The organism is Variovorax sp. OK605, assembly GCF_900115445.1.
In the GTDB taxonomy this organism is placed as follows: Bacteria; Pseudomonadota; Gammaproteobacteria; order Burkholderiales; family Burkholderiaceae_C; genus Variovorax.
On the sequence record NZ_FOWL01000003.1, the window covers coordinates 375,110 to 393,128 of the forward strand.

Here is an 18,019-nt window from a genome sequence, read left to right on the forward strand (position 1 = left end):
CCTCCCCCCAAGAAGCCGGCCGTTGCGCCGGCTTTTTTCATGGCGCAGACTGAGCCCGTCCGCACGGGTGCGTGGGTCAAATCCGATCTTGATAAGGGTAAACCCTAGGATCGGCGAAAATTCCCGGTTTCGGCGGCTGTTCGCAGCCGCGCAACGGCCAAGCAAGGGGGTTCGATCCATGACGGAAAAACAGGCGCCGGTGGTCCGGCAATCGCGGTTCTGGCGCTTCGTCACGCCGCCGGCGCTGGTGGCGCTGGGCGTGCTCGCCATGCTGATGGGCGCGTACCTCGCGGTCGGCGGCGCCTACCTCGCCGCGCTCGGCGGCAGCTGGTACTTCGTGCTGGCCGGGCTCGCGCTGCTGGTGGCCGGCCTGCTCATCGCCAAGCGCCGCACCACCGGCGCCTGGCTCTTCGCGCTGACATTCGCGGCCACCGCCGTGTGGGCCGTGTGGGAAGCCGGCTGGCATTTCTGGCCGCTGGTCTCGCGGCTGGCCGCCTTCGCGGTGCTCGGCCTGCTGGTCGCGCTGGCCTACCCTGCGCTGGTGCGCCGCGCGGGCGGCACCGCCGGGCGCGGCGCCCTTGCGGTGGCGGCCGTGCTGGCGGTCGCGCTGCTCGCGACCGGCGGCTACGCCTTCGTGCCCACGCCGGTGATCGCCGCGCAGGGCCCCGCGCCGGCCGTCGTGCCCGTGAACCCGCAAGAGGCGCAGAAGGACTGGCGCCACTGGGGCAACACCACCGCGGGCAACCGTTTCGCGGCGCTCGACCAGATCAACAAGGACAACATCGGCCGGCTGCAGGTGGCCTGGACCGCCCACACCGGCGATGTGCCGCAGAGCAACGGCTCGGGCGCGGAAGACCAGAACACGCCGCTGCAGATCGGCAGCACGGTGTACGTGTGCACGGCCTACAGCAAGATCGTCGCGCTCGACGCCGACACCGGCGCCGAGCTCTGGAAGTACGACCCGAAAGCCACCGCGCCGAACTGGCAGCGCTGCCGCGGCCTGGGTTATCACGACCAGGACGCCGCGAAGGCCACGGAGACGAAGGTGGAAAGCTCAGCGTCGGCGCCCGCTGCGGCAGCGTCGACACCTGCACCTGCACCTGCACCTGTACCGGCCCCTGTTGCAACCGCTGAAGCCGCCGCCCCCGCGGCCTGCCGCCAGCGCCTGCTGCTGCCCACCACCGACGCACGCCTGATCGCCGTCGACGCCGCCACCGGCAAGCCCTGCGCCGGCTTCGGCAAGCAAGGCATCGTCGACCTCAAGGTCGGCATGGGCGAGGTGAAGGACGGCTATTACCAGCAGACCTCCACCCCGCTGGTCGCGGGCGACCTGGTGGTGGTCGGCGGCCGCGTGGCCGACAACTTCTCCACCGACGAGCCGCCCGGCGTGGTGCGCGCGTACAACGCCGTCACCGGCGAGCTGGCCTGGGCCTGGGACCCGGGCAACCCCGCCGTCACGCGCCTGCCGCCGCCCGGCCAGACCTACACGCGCGGCACGCCCAACGTGTGGTCGGCCATGTCCTTCGATGCGAAGCTGGGCCTGGTCTACCTGCCCACCGGCAACGCCACGCCCGACTTCTGGGCCGGCGAGCGCACGCCGCTGGACGACAGGTACAGCTCGTCGGTGGTCGCGCTCGACGCGAAGAGCGGCAAGGTGCGCTGGACCTTCCAGACCACGCACCACGACCTGTGGGACTTCGACCTGCCCGCGCAGCCGCTGCTCTACGACATTCCCGATGGCAACGGCGGCACGCAGCCCGCGCTCGCGCAGGTCACCAAGCAGGGCGAGATCTTCCTGCTCAACCGCGAGACCGGAAAGCCGATCGCCGAAGTGCAGGAGCGCCCGGTGCCGCAGGGCAACGTGCCCGGCGAGCGCTATTCGCCGACGCAGCCCTTCTCGGTGGGCATGCCCTCCATCGGCAACAAGACGCTGAGCGAATCCGACATGTGGGGCGCCACGCCCTTCGACCAGCTGCTGTGCCGCATCGCCTTCAAGGGCATGCGCCATGAAGGCGTGTACACGCCGCCGGGCCTGGACCGCGCGCTGCAGTTCCCGGGCTCGCTGGGCGGCATGAACTGGGGCAGCGTGTCGGTCGACCCGACCAGCAGCTACATGTTCGTGAACGACATGCGCCTGGGCCTGGCCAACTACATGATCCCGCGCGCCAACATCAAGCCCGGTGCCAGCGGCATCGAGATGGGCGTGGTGCCGCAGGAAGGCACGCCCTACGGCGCGATGCGCGAGCGCTTCCTGTCGCAGCTGGGCATTCCGTGCCAGGCACCGCCCTTCGGCACGATGTCGGCCATCGACCTGAAGACGCGCAAGCTGGTGTGGCAGGTGCCGGTGGGCACGGTGAAGGACACCGGCCCGCTGGGCATCCGCATGCACCTGCCGATTCCCATCGGCATGCCCACCCTGGGCGCGTCCCTGGCCACGCAGTCGGGCCTGCTGTTCTTCGCGGGCACGCAGGACTTCTACCTGCGCGCGTTCGACACGGCGAGCGGCAAGGAAATCTGGAAGGCGCGCCTGCCCGTGGGCAGCCAGTCGGGGCCGATGACCTACGTGTCGCCCAAGACCGGCAGGCAGTACGTGGTGGTGAGCGCGGGCGGCGCGCGGCAGTCGGCGGACCGCGGCGACTACGTGATCGCGTACGCGCTGCCGCCTCGGTAGTTACCCGGGTTCCGGGCCTTTGTACCATCCGGTACATTGCTATGTACTAACTGGTACATAGCAAATGCCCGCACCCCGACCCGCACCCGGCGACGACGCCCCAACACCGTCGACGCCGCCACCACCGCCGCCGCGCAAGAGCGCCGCGCGCGTCGTCAACCCCGAGGCGAACCGCCAGAACATCATCGAGGTCGCCACCGCCGAGTTCTCGCAGCACGGCCTGGCCGGCGCGCGCGTGGACGAGATCGCAAGCAAGACCGACTGCAGCAAGCGCCTCATCTACTACTACTTCGGGGACAAGGAGGGCCTGTACCTCGCAGTGCTCGAGAACGTCTACCGCCGCGTGCGCAGCGTGGAGAGCGGGCTCGACTTCGACCACGCGCCCCCCGAGGAAGCGATGCGCCGCATGGTCGGCTTCCGCTTCGACCACCACTTCCAGAACCGCGACTTCGTGCGGCTGGTGACGATCGAGAACATCCACGAGGCGCGCTTCCTCAAGCAATCGGGCGTCATCCGCGAACTCAGCGCGGCCGCCGTCGAGCGCGTGGCGCGCATCTACCGGCGCGGTGTCGAGGCGGGCGTGTTCCGCGACGGCATCGAGCCGGTGGACATCCACTGGCAGATCAGCGCGATGAGCTTCTACAACGTGTCCAACCGCGACACCTTCTCCGCGCTCTTCGGCATCCAGCTCGATGCGCCCGGCAACGTCGCGCGCCTGCGCGCCAACGTCATCGAGAGCGTGCTGCGCTTCGTGGCGAAGAACACTTCCGCGAACCCCCAGACATGAACACCACCACTGCAACGCCCGCCGCGGGCGCCACCACCGAGGCGCCCACGCGCGCGCGCTTCGGCATCCTCGCGCTGCTGGCCACCGGCACCATGATCAACTACCTGGACCGCACGGTGCTCGGCATCGCCGCGCCCACGCTGACCAAGGACCTGGGGCTGTCGCCCGCCGTGATGGGCTTCGTGTTCTCGGCCTTCGCCTGGACCTACGCGGCCGCGCAGATTCCGGGCGGCGTGTTCCTGGACCGCTTCGGCAACAAGCTCACCTACTTTCTCTCGCTGACCTTCTGGTCGCTGTTCACGCTGCTGCAGGGTTTCGCGACCGGGCTCTACAGCCTGGTCGCGATGCGACTGGGCCTGGGCATTTCCGAGGCGCCCTGCTTCCCCGCCAACAGCCGCATCGTGAGCACCTGGTTCCCGCAGAAGGAGCGGGCGCGCGCCACCAGCATCTACACGGTGGGCGAGTACGTGGGGCTGGCGTTCTTCAGCCCGCTGCTCTTCTACATCATGGGCATGTACGGCTGGCAGGCGCTGTTCATCATCGTGGGGCTGGTGGGCATCGCGTTCGGCGCCGTGTGGTGGGCCTGCTACCGCGAGCCGGGCGACAGCCGCTGGGCCAACCGCGCCGAGCTCGCCTACATCGAAGCCGGCGGCGGCCTGGCCGCCAAGCGCGAGCAGACCGTGCCCTTCTCGTGGGCCAACGTGCGGCTGCTGCTGTCGTACCGCCAGATCTGGGGCGCCAGCATCGGCCAGTTCGCGGGCAACGCCACGCTGGTGTTCTTCGTGACCTGGTTCCCCACCTACCTGGCCACCGAGCGCCACATGGGCTGGGTCAAGGTCGGCTTCTTCGCGGTGCTGCCCTTCATTGCGGCCGGCGTGGGCGTGATGTTCGGCGGCTGGCTGTCCGACCGCCTGCTCACGCGCACCGGCTCGGCCAACCTGGCGCGCAAGCTGCCGATCGTGGCCGGCCTGCTGCTGGCCTCGACCATCGTGGCGGCCAACTACGTCGACCGCGACGAGGTGGTGATCGCCATCCTGTCGGTCGCGTTCTTCGGCCAGGGCATGGTCGGGCTGGGCTGGGTCGTCATTGCCGACATCGCGCCGACCCGGCTCATGGGCCTCACGGGCGGCATCTACAACTTCATGACCAACCTGTCGGGCATCACGACGCCGCTGGTCATCGGCTTCATCGTCGGCAGCACCGGCTCCTTCGTCTGGGCGCTGGCCTTCATGGCGGTGCTGGCGCTGCTGGGTGCGCTGTCGTACGTGTTCCTGCTTGGCGACATCCGCCGCATCGAACTGCCGGACACGATGTGACGCAGGACCGCATACCCATGACGGACGACGTGCGCTGCCTCGTCAACCCCCGCGACCAACTGGGCGAAACGCCGATCTGGTGCCCGCGCAGCGAGCGCGTCTGGTGGATCGACATCGAGCGGCCCAGGCTGCAGTCCTTCGACGAGCGCACCGGCGAGCACCAGGTGTTCGAGTTTGCGCAGAGCACCTTCCTCGGCGGCCTCGCGCTGCACCGCCGCGGCGGCTTCGTGCTGGCGCTGGACAACACGCTGCACCGCTTCGACCCCGCGACGCGAACGCTGGCGCGCATCGCCGAGGTCGAGCCGGCCGGCAAGGGCACGCGGCTCAACGACGGCCGCTGCGACCGCCAGGGCCGGCTGTGGATCGGCACCATGGACGCCGCCATCGAGAAGCCGCTCGGCAGCTTCTACCGCGTCGAGGCCGACGGCACGCCGCAGTGGCTGTTCGACGACATCATCGTCACCAACTCGGTGTGCGTGTCGCCGGACGGCCGCACGCTCTACATGTCGGACACGCGGCGCTTCAAGCTGTTCGCGTTCGACCTGGACGCGGCGAGCGGCGCGCTGTCGAACCGGCGCGTGTTCGTGGACTACACGGAGCAGCGCGGCCGGCCCGACGGTGCCTGCGTCGACAGCGAAGGCTACGTGTGGAACGCGGTGTTCGCGGGCCACCGCGTGGTGCGCTACGCGCCCTCGGGCGCGGTCGACCGCGTGATCGAGCTGCCGGTGACGCACCCGACCTGCGTGTGCCTGGGCGGACCGGAACTGAAGACGCTCTACATCACCACCGCCACCAAGATGATCGCGCCCGAGGTGCTGGCGCGCGAGACGCTGGCCGGCGCCTTGCTGGCCGTGGAGGTCGACGTGCCCGGGCTGCCCGAGGCGATGTTCGGCACGAACGACGACTGAGGACGGCTGAAGACGACCGAGCGCGACTGACGCTTTCACGCATCGGTGCCCTTCCATCGCGGCGCGGTCTGCCTATAGAATCCGCGCCTCTTTCAACCTCAGCCTTCACTGGAGCGCCAAGTGCCCCGATTCGCCGTCATCACTCTCTGACGCCGACAACACCGCTTCATTGCTGGTCATGTCGGGCGCCAAGCTGCGTACCCGCTGACCAGGCACGGCCCCACACCACGGCCGTGCAAGTCGCTCCCGATCTCTCTCAGCTTCGCTCCCGCACGTTGTCGGTTCTTCCTGGTTTTCATCCGGAGAACAAACGTGTTTCCTCTCTCTTCCCTTTCATCGATCCCGCTGCTCAAGTACCCGCGTACGGCGCACCTGGAAGGCTCGCGGCTGCAAGCGGGCGACAGCGACGACGCCCAGGCGCCGTTGTCCGCGCTGCACGGCATGCAGGTGGTCATCGAGGAAAAGCTCGATGGCGCCAATGCCGCCGTGTCGTTCACCTCGGCGGGCGAACTGCTGCTGCAGTCGCGCGGCCACTACCTCGCGGGCGGCGCCGGCGAGCGCCAGTTCAACTTGTTCAAGCACTGGGCCGCCGCGCATGAAGCGGCGCTGCTGGAGCGCCTCGAAGATCGCTACGTGATGTACGGCGAGTGGTGCTTCGCCAAGCACAGCTGCTGGTACGACCGGTTGCCGGCGTTCTTCCTGGAGTTCGACGTCTACGACCGGCAGGCGCAACGCTTCCTATCGACACCGGCGCGCCATGCGCTGCTCGAAGGCGGCCCGGTGCTGCCGGTGCCGGTGCTGTACGACGGCGAGATGCCGCGCCATGCGAAGGCCTTGCGCGCGCTCGTGCGGCCTTCTCTTGCGCGCAGCGTCGGCTGGCAGCGCGCCTTCGAACAGGCGGTGGCGCACGAAGGCCAGCCGCTCGAGCTGGTGCGCCAGCAGACCGACCTGTCGGACCTGGCCGAGGGCCTGTACCTCAAGACCGAGCTGAACGGCGAGGTGACGGGCCGCTACAAGTGGGTGCGTCCGGACTTCGTGCAGACCATCCTCGACTCGGGCTCGCACCACAGCCGCCGGCCGGTGCTGCCCAACCAGCTGGCGCCGGGCGCGGACCTCTACGCGCCGACGCCGCCGGTGACATGGCAAGACCTGGGCCTGCGCACCTTGCGCGACCCGGCCGGGCTGACAACGACAGGGAGAAGGAAATGACGCATGACGACCTGCGCGCGCTGGTGCCCGCGCCCGGCCAGGGCACCGACTGGGCGCAATGCTGCGACCTGCTGCCGGAGCTGCTGCGCCTCGAAGAAACGCCGCAAGACCCGTACTACCACGCCGAAGGCAACGTCGGCATCCACACGCGCATGGTGCTCGACGCGCTGCTGCAGGACGCGCACTACCAGCGCGCCGGTGCCGACGGCCGCTTCGTGCTGTTCATGGCCTGCCTGCTGCACGACATCGCCAAGCCCGACACCACGGTGATCGACGCCGCCAGCGGCCGCATCGGCCAGCCCGGCCACTCGCGCCGCGGCGCGGTCGACGTGCGCGTGCTGATGTGGAAGGCACGCGTGCCGTTCGCGCTGCGCGAAGCCGTGTGCCGGATCATCGCGGTGCACCAGCTGCCGTTCCATGCCTTCGCCTCGCGCAAGGGCGTGCGGCCCGAGTGGCTGGTGCACAGGCTCTCCTGGGAGCTGAGCCTGCCCGACCTGTGCTGCGTGGCGCGCTGCGACATGCGCGGGCGCCACTACGAGAAGCGCGCCGACAGCATGGCCGACATCGCGCTGTTCGAGGAACTCGCGCAGGAAGAAGGCTGCTGGAACGGCCCGCGCCCGATGGCCGACGCGCACACGCGCCTGGCCTACTTTCGCGGTGCCGACACCAGCCCCGACTACCCGCTGTTCCAGAACGCGGGCTCGCGCGTGACGGTGATGTGCGGCCTGCCGGCCAGCGGCAAGAACCACTGGGTGGCGCAGCAGCGCAAGGGCTGGCCGGTGGTGTCTTTCGACGATGCGCGCGCCGAGCTCGGGTTGAGGCACGGCGAGAACGACGGCATGGCCGCGCACCACGCGGTCGACCAGGCCAAGGCGCTGCTGCGCAAGCAGGAGCGCTTCGTGTGGAACGCGACGCACCTCAGCGAGCAGATGCGCACCAAGACGCTCGACCTGCTGTGGAACTACCACGCGCAGATCGAGCTGGTGTACCTCGAGGTGCCGCATGCGGAGCTGATGCGCCGCAACCGCGAGCGCGACACGACGCTGTCGAACGCGGGCATCGAGCGCATGCTGCATCGCTGGGAACTGCCCGCGCCGGTGGAGGCGCACGAGACGGTCTACGAGGTGCAGAGCTAAGCCCGCAGACCTGAGCGCGCAGGGCCCGAGACAGAAGGCCCGCCGGTGCGAACCGGCGGGCCTTCCTATATATATGAGGGGATGAAGCGTTCGCCTAGAACGGGAGCTTCGGGCCGCCGGGGCCGCCCATGCCGCCCATGCCGCCCATGCCCTTCATGCCGCCCATCTTCTTCATCATCTTCATGAGGCCGCCGCCCTTCATCTTCTTCATCATGCCCTGCATCTGCTCGAACTCGTTGAGCAGGCGGTTCACTTCCTGAACCTGCACGCCCGCGCCGGCCGCGATGCGGCGCTTGCGCGTGGCCTTCAGCAGCTCGGGCTTGCGGCGCTCCAGCGGGGTCATGCTCTGGATGATCCCCTCCTTGCGGCGGATGTCGCGCTCGGCGCGCGTCATGTCGGCCTCGGTCGCCTTGGCGGCCATCTGCGTGGGCAGCTTGTCCATCAGGCTCGACAGGCCGCCCATCTGCTTCATCTGCTGCAGCTGGCCCAGGAAGTCGTTCAGGTCGAAGCCCGCGCCGCTCTTGACCTTGGCCGCGAGCTTCTGCGCCGCCGCCACGTCGACGCCGGCCGTGACCTGCTCGACCAGCGCGACGATGTCGCCCATGCCCAGGATGCGGCCCGCATGGCGCTCGGCGTCGAACACTTCCAGGCCGTCGATCTTCTCGCTGGTGCCGGCGAACTTGATCGGCACGCCCGTGACCTGGCGCACCGACAGCGCCGCACCGCCGCGCGAGTCGCCGTCGGTCTTGGTCAGGATGATGCCGGTGAGCGGCAGCGCCTCCTTGAAGGCCTTGGCGGTGTTGATCGCGTCCTGGCCCTGCATGGCATCGACCACGAACAGCGTTTCGACCGGATCGAGCTCGCCGTGCAGCTGCTTGATTTCGGTCATCAGCACTTCGTCGATGGCCAGGCGGCCGGCCGTGTCGACCAGCAGCACGTCGAAGTAGTGGCGCTTGGCGTGGTCGAGCGCGGCGCGCGCGATGTCCAGCGGCTTCTGGTCGGGCGTGCTCGGGAACCATTCGGCGCCGGCCTGCCGGGTGACGGTCTTGAGCTGCTCGATGGCGGCCGGGCGGTACACGTCGCCCGACACGGTGAGCACCTTCTTCTTGCGCTTCTCGATCAGGTGCTTGGCCAGCTTGGCCGTGGTGGTGGTCTTGCCCGCGCCCTGCAGGCCGGCCATGAGGATCACGGCGGGCGGTTGCGCGGCGAGGTTGATGTCGGACACGCCCTCGCCCATGGTGGCGGCGAGTTCGCGGCTGACGATGCCGACCAGCGCCTGGCCCGGCTTGAGCGAGCCCAGCACTTCCTGGCCGAGCGCCTTGTCTTTCACGCGGGCGACGAAGTCGCGCACCACGGGCAGCGCCACGTCGGCTTCCAGCAGCGCCATGCGCACTTCGCGCAGCATGTCCTGCACGTTGCTTTCGGTGATGCGGGCCTGGCCGCTCATCGTCTTGACGAGGCGGGAGAACTTTTCTGTGAGGGCGGTGGCCATGAGCGGGATGCCTTGCTGCCCGCTGCAGCGGGCCGGATGGAGAAGTCTTGGAGACGAGGAGAGAACTTGAAGTCGGGCGCGGGGAACGCAAGGGCGAGCCGGTACACTCCGGCCGATGATTTTAGCGATCCCCTCCCCGCTCGGCGTGGCGCTGGGCATCGCCACCGCGGTTGCCTACGGTTTTGTCGCCGCCGCCGGCGCCAGATTGAGCCGCCAATCGACCCGATGGGCCCTCGGCATCGCATGGCTTTTGCACGCCGCGGTGCTCGCCCACGGCCTGATCGGCAGCGACCCGCGCTTCGGCTTCGCCCCTGCCCTGTCGGTCACCGCGTGGCTGGTGCTCACCGTCTACGCCGTCGAAAGCCGCATGTACCCGCAGCTGAAGGTGCGCCGCGCGCTCGCCTGGCTGGGCGCGGCGGCCGTGCTGCTGGCCATCCTGTTCCCCGGCACGCCGCTGCACGTCACGGCGTCGCCCTGGCTGCCGCTGCACCTGGCGCTGGGCATCGCCTCGTACGGGCTCTTTGCCGCGGCCGTGGTGCACGCCTGGCTGATCACCCGGGCCGAGAAGCAGATCCGCCTGGCCACCGCCGAGCCGCAGGGCGGCGTGCCGCTGCTCACGCTCGAACGGCTCACTTTCCGCTTCGTCACCGCCGGCTTCGTGCTGCTGTCGGCCACGCTGCTGGCCGGCCTGCTGTTCAGCGAACAGCTCTACGGCGCGGCCGGCCGCGCCTGGAAGTGGGACCACAAGACAATCTTCTCGGTGCTCGCCTGGATCACCTTCGCCATCCTGCTGGTCGGGCGGGCCCGCTTCGGCTGGCGCGGGCGCACGGCGCGCCGTGTGCTGTACGCCGGCTCGGCCCTGCTGCTGCTGGCCTACGTGGGCTCTCGCTTCGTGCTCGAAGTGGTGCTCGCGCGTCCTCCTGTATGAAATACCTCCTCGTTCTCGCGGTCCTCTGGGTCGCGATCTGGCTCTGGCGCAAGAACCGGCGCGAAGAAATGCGTGAAGCAATGCGCGAGCGCGCGGCCAAGGCCCAGCAACGCGCGCCCACGCAGGTCGGCGCGCCGCAGGCCATGGTGCGCTGCGCCCAGTGCGGGCTGCACCTGCCCGCGACCGACGCCATCGCGGGGCCGGGCGGCGCGGTCTACTGCAGCACCGCGCACCGCGAAGCCGCCACGGCGAAATGAGCTCCTCCCTCTGGTCGCGCGGCGATCCCGTCACCGACTGGGACGTGCTCGACCCCGGCTCCGGCGAAAGCTCCGCGCTGATCCGGCTGTGGCGCGGCTTCATGGGCGCGCGCTGCTTCGTCGCGCTGGTGCTGATGCTGCTGCAGGGCGTGGCCTATGCCATGGGCCAGACGGTGCAGCCCTTGGCCGTCGCGATTTCCTGCCTCTACCTGGTCGCCAGCTGGCTGGGCATGCGCTACACGCGTTTCCAGCCGCCGATCCGCAGCTTCACCGCGCTGTGGCTGCTGACCATCGGCATCGACCTGGCCGCCTTCACCGCGCTGCAGGTGCTGCAGGGCGGCAACGTCAACTACACGCCGCTGTTCGCGCTGCCGGTGCTGATGAGCGCGGTGCTCGGCACCATGACCGTGAGCCTGGGCACCACGGCCAGCGTCACGCTGCTGCTGCTGGCCGACGCGGGCTGGCACTGGCTGCAGCAGCCGATCGACTCGTCCACGCGCTTCGTGCAGGCCGCGCTCACCGGCACCGGCCTGTTCGTGGTGGCGCTGCTGGCGCACGAACTGGCCCGCCGGCTGACGCGCGAGGAGGCCGTGGCGCAGCGCAACCGCAGCAGCGCGCAGATGCAGGCGGAGGTCAACGACCTGGTGATCGAGACGCTCAGCGAAGGCGTGCTGGTGATCGACGCCGAAGGCCTGGTGCACGCGGCCAACCCGGCGGCCGACGCCATCCTGGGCCAGGGCCTGGCGAAACTCATGCTGCCGTTCCCGCTGCACACGCAGCCCGCCTGGCATGCGCTGGCCGCGCTGGCGCGCCAGACCTTCGCGCGCCGGGCGCCGCAGACCGAGGAGATCCCGGTGGCGCAGGCGCGCGGCGCGGCGCGCGAGGTGCGCGTGCGCACGCGGCTCACGCCCACCAGCGACCGGCACGTCGACAGCCTGTGCGTGATGTTCCTGCAGGACCTGCGCGAACTCGAGGCGCGCATCCGCACCGAGAAGCTGGCCGCCATGGGCCGCATGTCGGCGGCGGTGGCGCATGAAATCCGCAACCCGCTGGCCGCCATCACGCAGGCCAGCGCGCTGCTCGCCGAAGACCTGACCGACCCCGCGCACCGCAAGCTCACGAGCATGGTGCAGCACAACGCGCAGCGGCTCGCGCGCATCGTGGACGACGTGCTCGACGTCTCGCGCGCGCGCCAGCAGCGGGTGCTGTCACTGGGCGAGCAGGTGGTGCTCGACCCCGCAGTGCAGGTGCTGGCCGAGGAGTGGGTGCGCCAGACGCAGCGCAAGGGCGTGCTGGTCTCGCTCGACGCGGCCGGCAGCGACGTGCGCTTCGACGCCGAACACCTGCGCCGCCTGATGGTCAACCTGCTGGACAACGCCGCGCGCTACGCGGGCAAGCAGGACGGCTCGATCCAGGTGCTGACGACGCTGCAGCGCGGCAGCTCCGTGCGCCCCAGCCTGATGGTGTGGAGCGACGGCGCGCCGCTGGAGCCGGCGGTGCAGCGCCACCTGTTCGAACCCTTCTTTTCTTCCGAGAGCCGCTCCAGCGGGCTCGGCCTGTTCCTGTGCCGCGAGCTGTGCCGCCGGCACGGCGCCACCATCGGCTACGAGCGCCGCGCGCTGGTGCCGGGCGGGCCCGAGGGCAATGAATTCTTCGTCAGCTTCGCCGTGAGCGAAAACCGGCTGACACAATAGCGCCGTGAGCATTCCCACCCCTTCCACGCAGCGGCCGGCGCAGATCCTGGTCATCGACGACGAACCCGACCTGCGCACGCTGTACGAGCTGACGCTGCTGCGCGAAGGCTATCGCGTCGAGGCCGCGGGCAGCGTGTCGGAAGCGTGGCAGCACCTGGAGGCCGGCCGCTTCGACGCGGTGATCACCGACATGCGGCTGCCCGACGGACAGGGCATGGAGATCATCCACCGCATCCAGAAAGACCAGCGCAGCGAGCGCTGCGTGGTGATGACGGCCTACGGCTCGGCCGAGAACGCGGTCGAGGCGTTGAAGGCGGGTGCCTTCGACTATCTGACCAAGCCGGTCGACCTGAAGCAGTTCCGCGCGGTGGTCGCGTCCGCCGTGCAGGCGCGCCAGGCACTGCAGGTGCCGCAGGTGCCGGTGCGCGCCGTGCAGGCGGTGCCCGCGAGCGGCAATCCTGGTGACATGCTCCCCGTCACCTCGGGCACCGGCATCGCCGCGCTCGACCGGCTGGTGGGCGAATCCGAACCCATGCGCCTCGTGAAGTCGCGCATCGCGAAGGTGGCGCGCGGCATGGCGCCGGTGCTGGTGCGCGGCGAGTCGGGCACCGGCAAGGAACTGGTGGCGCGCGCGGTGCACGCCTGCAGCCAGCGCAGCGACGGCCCGTTCGTGGCGGTGAACTGCGGCGCGATTCCCGAGAACCTGCTCGAGGCCGAATTCTTCGGCGCGAAGAAGGGCTCGTACACCGGCTCCTCGCAGGACCGCGACGGCTACTTCCAGGCCGCGAGCGCCGGCACGCTGTTCCTCGACGAAATCGGCGACCTGCCGCTGGCCATGCAGTCGAAGCTGCTGCGCGCGATCCAGGAGCGCAGCGTGCGCTCGATCGGCTCCACGCAGGAAGAAGCGGTCGACGTGCGCATCGTCAGCGCCACCCACAAGGACCTGCACGCCGAAGTGCAGGCCGGCCGCTTCCGGCAAGACCTTTTCTACCGCCTCAACGTGATCGAGATCGCGGTGCCCGCGCTGCGCGAGCGCCGCGAAGACCTGCCCGCGCTGTGCGCCGCGCTGCTCGCGCGCATCGCGCAGGACGGCGGGCTGCCGGTGCCGCACCTGTCGGCCGACCTGCTGCGCCGCCTCGCGATGCATCCGCTGGACGGCAATGTGCGCGAGCTCGAGAACCTGCTGCACCGCGCCGTCGCGCTGAACGACGGCGACGAGCTTCACCTCGACCTGATGGGCGGCTTCACCGCCGCCGCCGAAGCCGCGGCGTCCGCGCCGGCACCGCTGATGCCGGCGTTCCCGGCGCCCGCCGCATTCGCCGCGCCGGTCGCGCCCATGCCTGCCGCGCCCGCCGCCTCCAAGGCCGCGCCGCCGCCGCTGCCGTCCGACCTGCAGGCCTACCTCGATCAGCAGGAACGCGAGATCCTCGTGCGCGCGCTGCACGAGAGCGGCTTCAACCGCACCGCCGCCGCCGCGCGCCTGGGCATGAGCCTGCGGCAGATCCGCTACCGCATCGCGCGGCTGGGCATCACCACGCCCAACGGCGACGATGGCGCGAGCAGCCATGCCGACGACTGAAGACACTGCCGGCGGCAACGACAGCCGCCTGAATGCAGGCCCGCACGACGGCCTCTGGCAAGCCGGCTGGTACCGTTTCGCGAAGGCGCTGCGCTCGCCCAACTTCGGCCCGCGCCCGTCGGCCGCACCGGGCACAACCGCAGCGCCGACAGACCTCATCGTGCTGCACTCGATCAGCCTGCCGCCCGGCGAATACGGCGGCGACGCGGTGCAGCAGCTCTTCACCAACCGGCTCGACTGGGACGCGCACCCTTACTTCCAGTCGATCCGCGGCCTGGAGGTGTCCTCGCATTTCTACGTGCGGCGCAACGGCGAGCTCTGGCAGTTCGTGAGCTGCGACGACCGCGCCTGGCACGCCGGCGTGTCGTCGTGGCGCGGCCGCGCCAACTGCAACGACGACTCCATCGGCATCGAGCTCGAAGGCCTCGAAGGACAGCGGTTCGAGGAGGCGCAATACGAAACGCTCGCGAGCCTGTGCGCCGCGCTCGCGCAGCACTACCCGATCGCGCACATCGCGGGCCACGAGCACATCGCGCCGGGCCGCAAGCGGGACCCGGGCGCCGGCTTCGACTGGCGGCTGCTGCGCGAACAACTCGGCTGGAATCCACAGATGTTTCCGGCGCCGGTGGCGGGCCGCTAATTTTTTCAATCGCGTGACGGGCCGCGATGCGCTGCGCGGCACGTGCATCCGTGCGCGAATTGCAAACGCCGCACCCAGCAACCATGCGGGCTGCAAGCCCAAATCGGCCTGCAAGCCAAGCGCCATGCGGGTTGCGCGAACATAGGCCAGTATTCACGCGGCATCTCTGGCGATGGGCCTCGTCGAATGCAATTTCGACGGTGTGTGTATCCGAAGGAAAACACTACCTGTAGTGGCTTGTAGGGCATCCAGACCCTAGATATAGTGTCCTCCGTCCGGTCGTCAGCACCGGCGCGACGCTCAGCCAAGGCGCCGCCACCCAACAAGAATTGCCAACCGAGAGGATGCGAATGCAAACAGCCCTGAACCCCCAATCGACCCCGCGCGCCGTGCCCGCGATGCCTGTGCAGCAGCAGCGAGACACGGCCGGCTCGCCCGCCGGCCAGAACCTTGCGCACTACCAGATCATTCGCCGCAACGGCGCCGTGGTGCCGTTCGAGCCGAACAAGATCGCCATCGCGATGATGAAAGCCTTCCTGGCCGTGCACGGCACCCAGGGCGCGGCTTCGGCCAGCGTGCGCGAAACGGTCGACACGCTCACGCAAGGCGTGATCCGTGCCATGGTGCGTTCGCGTCCGGGCGGCGGCACCTTCCACATCGAAGACGTGCAGGACCAGGTCGAGCTCGGCCTGATGCGCGGCGGCCACCACGAAATCGCGCGCGCCTACGTGCTGTACCGCGAGCGCCGCACGCAGGAGCGTTCCAAGCAGGTCGAGCATGAAACGCCGGCCACGCCCGCGCTGCACGTGCTGGACAACGGCGAGCGCGTGGCGCTCGACCTGAACGAGCTCAAGGGCCTGATCGAATCCGCCTGCGAAGGCCTGGGCGACAGCATCACCTCCGCGCCGATCGTCGCCGAGACGATGCGCAACCTGTACGACGGCGTGCCGCTCGACGAGGTCTACAAGGCCTCCATCCTCGCGGCCCGCACGCTGATCGAGAAGGACCCCGACTACACCTTCGCCACCGCGCGCCTGCTGCTGCACACGATCTTCAAGGAGATCATCGGCCGCGAAGTGATGCCGGTCGACCGCGCCACCGCCTACGCCGACTACTTCCCGCAGTTCATCAAGAAGGGCGTGGAGAACGACCTGCTCGACGAGAAGCTGCTGCAGTACGACCTGCCCCGCCTGGGCGCCGCCCTGAAGGCCGAGCGCGACAACCAGTTCGACTACCTCGGCCTGCAGACGCTGTACGACCGCTACTTCCTGCACGTGCGCAAGACCCGCATCGAGCTGCCGCAGGCCTTCTTCATGCGCGTGGCCATGGGCCTGTCGCTCAACGAGATCGACCGCGAAGCGCGCGCCATCGAGTTCTATGAAGTGCTGTCGTCGTTCGACTTCATGTCGAGCACGCCCACCCTGTTCAACGCCGGCACGCTGCGCTCGCAGCTGTCCAGCTGCTACCTGACCACCGTGCCCGACGACCTGGACGGCATCTACGAGTCGATCAAGGAAAACGCGCTGCTCTCGAAGTTCGCGGGCGGCCTGGGCAACGACTGGACCCGCGTGCGCGCGCTCGGCAGCCACATCAAGGGCACGAACGGCGAATCGCAGGGCGTGGTGCCGTTCCTGAAGGTGGTGAACGACACGGCCGTGGCCGTGAACCAGGGCGGCAAGCGCAAGGGCGCGGTCTGCACGTACCTGGAAACCTGGCACCTCGACATCGAGGAGTTCCTGGAGCTGCGCAAGAACACCGGCGACGACCGCCGCCGCACGCACGACATGAACACCGCCAACTGGATCCCCGACCTGTTCATGCGCCGCGTGATGGAAAAGGGCACCTGGACGCTGTTCTCGCCCTCCAACGTGCCTGACCTGCACGACCTGTTCGGCGCCGACTTCGAGCGCGCCTACGTCGCCTACGAAGAAAAGGCCGCCCGCGGCGAGATCAAGCCCGCGCGCACCCTGCAGGCCACCGACATGTGGCGCAAGATGCTCACGATGCTGTTCGAGACCGGCCACCCCTGGATCACGTTCAAGGACGCCTGCAACGTGCGCTCGCCGCAGCAGCACGCCGGCGTGGTTCACTCGTCGAACCTGTGCACCGAGATCACGCTGAACACCAGCGACACCGAAACCGCCGTGTGCAACCTGGGTTCGGTGAACCTGCTGCAGCACTTGAAGGACGGCAAGGTCGACCAGGTCAAGCTGAAGAAGACGATCTCGACCGCGATGCGCATGCTCGACAACGTGATCGACATCAACTACTACGCCGTGAAGAAGGCGCGCGACTCCAACCTGCGCCACCGTCCGGTCGGCCTGGGCCTGATGGGCTTCCAGGACGCGCTGTACGAACTGCGCATTCCGTACGCCTCGCAAGACGCCGTGCAGTTCGCCGACGAGTCGATGGAAGCCATCTGCTACCACGCGTACTGGGCGTCGACCGAGCTGGCCAAGGAACGCGGCAAGTACTCGAGCTACAAGGGCTCGCTGTGGGACAAGGGCATCCTGCCGATCGACTCGCTCGACCTGCTGGAAAAGGCACGCGGCGGCTACGTCGAAGTCGACCGCTCGGCCACCCTCGACTGGGACGCGCTGCGCGCCAAGATCAAGGCCGACGGCATGCGCAATTCGAACTGCGTGGCGATCGCTCCGACCGCGACCATCTCGAACATCATCGGCGTGGACGCCTCGATCGAACCCTGCTTCGGCAACCTGTCGGTCAAGTCGAACCTGTCGGGTGAATTCACCGTGATCAACCACTACCTGGTGCGCGACCTGAAGCGCCTGGGCCTGTGGGACGACGTGATGGTCATGGACCTGAAGCACTTCGACGGTTCGCTGCGTCCGATCGACCGCGTGCCGCAAGACGTGAAGGCGCTCTACGCCACCGCGTTCGAAGTGGAAACCACGTGGCTGGTGGAAGCCGCCGCGCGTCGCCAGAAGTGGATCGACCAGGCGCAGTCGCTGAACATCTACATGGCCGGCGCATCGGGCAAGAAGCTCGACGACACGTACAAGCTCGCATGGCTGCGCGGCCTGAAGACCACCTACTACCTGCGCACGCAGAGCGCGACGCACGCCGAGAAGTCGACGGTGCAATCGGGCCGTCTCAACGCGGTGTCCTCGGGCAACGACGCACCGTCGGGCATGAGCGCGCTCGACGCCGCAGCGGCTGCTGCGCAAGCGCAGATGAATGCGATCCCCGCCACCGACATCGCGTTCTGCGGCGTGGACGATCCGACCTGCGAAGCCTGCCAGTGATGTGCAAGTGAAGCGTCGCGCAGTGCATCCGAAAAATGCGCGCGGCGCTTCGGCGAATCAGCGAGGTGCATGCGAAAGTCGTGCGACGTTCAATCAATGAAGGCATTGACTGACATCGCGCGATGCATGCGAGCAA

At 68.9% G+C, this 18,019-nt stretch carries 13 protein-coding genes; 12 read left to right on the forward strand and 1 reads right to left on the reverse strand.

The window, feature by feature from the left end:
* Nucleotides 1-178: 178 nt before the first annotated feature.
* From BM013_RS09960 to BM013_RS09985, 6 genes are all read left to right on the forward strand, one after another.
* The gene (locus BM013_RS09960) at nucleotides 179-2,671 is read left to right on the forward strand and encodes a membrane-bound PQQ-dependent dehydrogenase, glucose/quinate/shikimate family (protein ID WP_093126000.1); all 2,493 of its coding nucleotides are present in this window, start codon (nucleotides 179-181) and stop codon (nucleotides 2,669-2,671) included.
* 64 nt (nucleotides 2,672-2,735) lie between these two features.
* Nucleotides 2,736-3,458 (forward strand): TetR/AcrR family transcriptional regulator, encoded by a 723-nt coding sequence (locus tag BM013_RS09965; RefSeq protein WP_093126003.1) that lies wholly within the window; start codon nucleotides 2,736-2,738, stop codon nucleotides 3,456-3,458.
* The gene (locus BM013_RS09970) at nucleotides 3,455-4,774 is read left to right on the forward strand and encodes an MFS transporter (protein WP_093126006.1); all 1,320 of its coding nucleotides are present in this window, start codon (nucleotides 3,455-3,457) and stop codon (nucleotides 4,772-4,774) included. The genes BM013_RS09965 and BM013_RS09970 overlap by 4 nt, the downstream gene beginning before the upstream one ends.
* A gap of 17 nt (nucleotides 4,775-4,791) precedes the next feature.
* On the forward strand, nucleotides 4,792-5,682 hold the full coding sequence (locus tag BM013_RS09975) for an SMP-30/gluconolactonase/LRE family protein (protein ID WP_093126008.1): 891 nt from the start codon (nucleotides 4,792-4,794) through the stop codon (nucleotides 5,680-5,682).
* Between the two features lie 312 nt (nucleotides 5,683-5,994).
* On the forward strand, nucleotides 5,995-6,891 hold the full coding sequence (locus tag BM013_RS09980; protein WP_093126011.1) for an RNA ligase family protein: 897 nt from the start codon (nucleotides 5,995-5,997) through the stop codon (nucleotides 6,889-6,891).
* Nucleotides 6,888-8,027 (forward strand): AAA family ATPase, encoded by a 1,140-nt coding sequence (locus BM013_RS09985; RefSeq protein ID WP_093126013.1) that lies wholly within the window; start codon nucleotides 6,888-6,890, stop codon nucleotides 8,025-8,027. Before BM013_RS09980 ends, BM013_RS09985 begins: the two co-directional genes overlap by 4 nt.
* A 94-nt stretch (nucleotides 8,028-8,121) precedes the next feature.
* Here BM013_RS09985 and ffh read toward each other — a convergent pair whose 3' ends face one another.
* Nucleotides 8,122-9,519, reverse strand: coding sequence for a signal recognition particle protein (gene ffh, locus BM013_RS09990; RefSeq protein WP_093126016.1), 1,398 nt, complete (start codon nucleotides 9,517-9,519; stop codon nucleotides 8,122-8,124).
* Between the two features lie 115 nt (nucleotides 9,520-9,634).
* On the opposite strand from ffh, the gene BM013_RS09995 reads away from it, so the two are divergent.
* The 6 genes from BM013_RS09995 to BM013_RS10020 all read left to right on the forward strand — a co-directional run bounded on the left by BM013_RS09995 (nucleotide 9,635) and on the right by BM013_RS10020 (nucleotide 17,883).
* The gene (locus BM013_RS09995) at nucleotides 9,635-10,447 is read left to right on the forward strand and encodes a cytochrome C assembly family protein (protein ID WP_093126018.1); all 813 of its coding nucleotides are present in this window, start codon (nucleotides 9,635-9,637) and stop codon (nucleotides 10,445-10,447) included.
* Nucleotides 10,444-10,704, forward strand: coding sequence for a PP0621 family protein (locus BM013_RS10000; RefSeq protein ID WP_093126021.1), 261 nt, complete (start codon nucleotides 10,444-10,446; stop codon nucleotides 10,702-10,704). The genes BM013_RS09995 and BM013_RS10000 overlap by 4 nt, the downstream gene beginning before the upstream one ends.
* Complete coding sequence (locus BM013_RS10005) at nucleotides 10,701-12,398, forward strand: two-component system sensor histidine kinase NtrB (protein ID WP_093126023.1); 1,698 nt, start codon at nucleotides 10,701-10,703, stop codon at nucleotides 12,396-12,398. The genes BM013_RS10000 and BM013_RS10005 overlap by 4 nt, the downstream gene beginning before the upstream one ends.
* A gap of 4 nt (nucleotides 12,399-12,402) precedes the next feature.
* Nucleotides 12,403-13,977, forward strand: coding sequence for a sigma-54-dependent transcriptional regulator (locus BM013_RS10010; RefSeq protein ID WP_093126026.1), 1,575 nt, complete (start codon nucleotides 12,403-12,405; stop codon nucleotides 13,975-13,977).
* Nucleotides 13,964-14,617, forward strand: coding sequence for a 1,6-anhydro-N-acetylmuramyl-L-alanine amidase AmpD (ampD, locus tag BM013_RS10015; protein WP_093126028.1), 654 nt, complete (start codon nucleotides 13,964-13,966; stop codon nucleotides 14,615-14,617). The genes BM013_RS10010 and ampD overlap by 14 nt, the downstream gene beginning before the upstream one ends.
* Before the next feature lie 350 nt (nucleotides 14,618-14,967).
* Nucleotides 14,968-17,883: a ribonucleoside-diphosphate reductase subunit alpha gene (locus BM013_RS10020; RefSeq protein ID WP_093126030.1), complete on the forward strand. Its 2,916-nt coding sequence runs from the start codon at nucleotides 14,968-14,970 to the stop codon at nucleotides 17,881-17,883.
* The last annotated feature ends 136 nt before the right edge of the window (nucleotides 17,884-18,019 follow it).

Excerpts from the sequence above, each read along its gene's own strand:
- BM013_RS09960 (WP_093126000.1), top strand. The coding sequence starts at position 179 with ATGACGGAAAAACAGGCGCCGGTGGTCCGGCAATCGCGGTTCTGGCGC.
- BM013_RS09965 (WP_093126003.1), top strand. The coding sequence starts at position 2,736 with ATGCCCGCACCCCGACCCGCACCCGGCGACGACGCCCCAACACCGTCG.
- BM013_RS09970 (WP_093126006.1), top strand. The coding sequence starts at position 3,455 with ATGAACACCACCACTGCAACGCCCGCCGCGGGCGCCACCACCGAGGCG.
- BM013_RS09975 (WP_093126008.1), top strand. The coding sequence starts at position 4,792 with ATGACGGACGACGTGCGCTGCCTCGTCAACCCCCGCGACCAACTGGGC.
- BM013_RS09985 (WP_093126013.1), top strand. The coding sequence starts at position 6,888 with ATGACGCATGACGACCTGCGCGCGCTGGTGCCCGCGCCCGGCCAGGGC.
- ffh (WP_093126016.1), bottom strand. The coding sequence starts at position 9,519 with ATGGCCACCGCCCTCACAGAAAAGTTCTCCCGCCTCGTCAAGACGATG.
- BM013_RS09995 (WP_093126018.1), top strand. The coding sequence starts at position 9,635 with ATGATTTTAGCGATCCCCTCCCCGCTCGGCGTGGCGCTGGGCATCGCC.
- BM013_RS10000 (WP_093126021.1), top strand. The coding sequence starts at position 10,444 with ATGAAATACCTCCTCGTTCTCGCGGTCCTCTGGGTCGCGATCTGGCTC.
- BM013_RS10005 (WP_093126023.1), top strand. The coding sequence starts at position 10,701 with ATGAGCTCCTCCCTCTGGTCGCGCGGCGATCCCGTCACCGACTGGGAC.
- ampD (WP_093126028.1), top strand. The coding sequence starts at position 13,964 with ATGCCGACGACTGAAGACACTGCCGGCGGCAACGACAGCCGCCTGAAT.
- BM013_RS10020 (WP_093126030.1), top strand. The coding sequence starts at position 14,968 with ATGCAAACAGCCCTGAACCCCCAATCGACCCCGCGCGCCGTGCCCGCG.